At 35.3% G+C, this 1,837-nt stretch carries 1 protein-coding gene and 1 pseudogene; both read left to right on the top strand.

Features of this window, described 5'->3' with window-relative positions; genetic code table 11:
• Nucleotides 1-502 (top strand): annotated as a pseudogene (locus tag RT405_RS13450) (NADP-specific glutamate dehydrogenase); the annotation flags it as partial.
• A gap of 529 nt (nt 503-1,031) precedes the next feature.
• Nucleotides 1,032-1,837 (top strand): thiamine pyrophosphate-dependent enzyme (locus RT405_RS13455; RefSeq protein WP_313470389.1); only part of this gene is annotated, 806 nt, incomplete at its 3' end.

Consider the following 1,837-nt stretch of genomic DNA (forward strand, 5'->3'; position numbering starts at 1 on the left):
ATTGAAAGAAGTAGAACGAAAGAGGATCTCAGAATACGTTACAACTCATCCCACTGCGATTTACTCTGAAGGTAATATTTGGGATATTGAAGAAGCTTACCAAATTGCGTTGCCATGTGCTACACAAAATGAAATCAATAAAAATTTAGCAAAGAACATGATTGCACAAGGTGTGATCGCTGTAGCAGAAGGAGCTAATATGCCCTCCGATTTAGAAGCTATAGAAGTTTATCGCCAAGCAGGCATTTTGTATGCACCTGGTAAAGCTGCTAATGCAGGTGGAGTTGCGGTGTCTGCTTTAGAGATGAGCCAAAATAGTCAACGATTAAGTTGGTCGTTTGAAGAAGTAGATGAGAAATTGAAGGATATTATGGAAACAATTTATACCGAGGTGCGAGATACTGCAAAACTTTATCAAGTAGAAGGAGATTTTGTAGCCGGAGCCAACATAGCTGGGTTTGTTAAAGTTGCTCTTTCCATGATAAGCCAAGGCATAGTCTGAAAAAGTAAAAAGAAACAAGTTCTTAAAAAAAGAATTTGTTTCTTTTTTTTGCGAACAAAGTTGTTTTTATTGCCCATTGATAGGGGACTTATTTGACAAAAATAATAATAATATTTGAAAATTAGAAATTTCTAATTTTATAATAAGTAATGTGAAAAAAATAACATGTAACATTTGTCTTTTAAACTGTACTGATTATAATACAGTTAATTTAAAATTATATAACAGTTTTATCTTTAAACAAACAATTTTGCGGTTTCACTTTTTTATAAGGAGTAAAATAAATTAGAAAAGAAGTAAAAAATAATGTAGTGAAAATATTCACTAGCCATTCATGAAACAAACCGTTTTTTATTTTCATTGCTGCTGAATTAGTTTTCATTGCTGTAGTGGTGTTGATATACTTGCATAACATAGGAAAGAATGGTAAATTTAACAAGTAAACAGTTTGCACTAATACAGATTAAACAACTGTATAAAACAGCACCTTACAAAAAATAGATTGCAAAAAGAGAGGAATGGATTACAAATGGCTAACAAGAAACAACCTGTAGATTTCGAAGCATTGTTAAGCACAATTGATGCTGCTTTTCCGATGGTCCAAATCTTAGATAAGGATGGTAAAGTCGTTAACGAAGATATTATGCCTGATTTATCTGATGATCAATTAGTCGAATTAATGGAGAAAATGGTATGGTCTCGTATCCTACATGAACGCTCAATGGCGCTTGCTCGTCAAGGACGTTTAGGTTTCTATGCTCCTACTGCTGGACAAGAAGCATCACAAATGGCAAGTTATTTTGCATTTGAAAAAGAAGACGAATTATACCCTGGATACCGTGATGTTCCTCAATTGATTCAACATGGTTTACCAGTTTCAAAAGCTTTCTTATGGTCTCGTGGACATGCTGAAGGAAACCAATATCCTGAAGATTTACATGCTATGCCGCCTCAAATTATTATCGGAGCGCAAATTATTCAAGCTGCCGGTGCAGGACTTGGATTGAAAAAACGTGGCAAACAAAATGTTGCTTTCACTTATACTGGTGATGGCGGTTCATCTCAAGGGGACTTTTATGAAGGTATGAACTTTGCTGGAGCTTATAAAGCACCAGTCGTATTCTTTGTACAAAATAATGGATACGCAATCTCGACTCCACGTCATAAACAAACTGCAGCTGTTACTTTAGCTCAAAAAGCTGTTGCAGCAGGAATCCCTGGTATTCAAGTAGACGGAATGGATCCATTAGCAGTTTATTCTGTTGCTAAACAAGCAAGAGAATGGGCACTTGCTGGAAATGGTCCTGTACTAATTGAAACAGTAACTTCTCGTTT

It is taken from the genome of Carnobacterium sp., assembly GCF_032094055.1.
Taxonomy (GTDB): domain Bacteria; phylum Bacillota; class Bacilli; order Lactobacillales; family Carnobacteriaceae; genus Carnobacterium_A.